Here is a 349-nt window from a genome sequence, read left to right on the forward strand (position 1 = left end):
TGCCTTCGCATAGAATCAGCTTATCTAAACACTACCTATATAAATCGACCTGATTTACAGAACAGGATCTCGGACACATCTACTGTTGAATCGATGTCTTGAAACGTGTAGTCGGCGACATTCACACAGCAATCGTATGACAAAGAAGGCACTCGTCACTGGCGTCGGAGGATTCATCGGTTCATCGCTCGCGAAGGCCTTGCTTGAGTCGGGCCACGAGGTTCGAGGTATTGATAACTTCTCGACTGGCAGTCGAGACAATCTCAAACGGCTACCCGATGAGAACTTCGAATTCATCGAGGGTGATATCTGCGACCCGGCGGTCGCTCGACAATCTGTAACAGACGTA

1 protein-coding gene is annotated in these 349 nt (G+C 49.0%); it reads left to right on the forward strand.

Going from position 1 to position 349, the window contains the following annotated elements; translation table 11 throughout:
• Positions 1–136: 136 nt before the first annotated feature.
• Positions 137–349: GDP-mannose 4,6-dehydratase (locus EXE45_RS18415; RefSeq protein ID WP_137695167.1), on the forward strand; the 213-nt coding region annotated here is incomplete at its 3' end.

Origin of the sequence: Halorubrum sp. SP9 (assembly GCF_005435015.1) — an archaeon.
Classification (GTDB): domain Archaea; phylum Halobacteriota; class Halobacteria; order Halobacteriales; family Haloferacaceae; genus Halorubrum; species Halorubrum sodomense.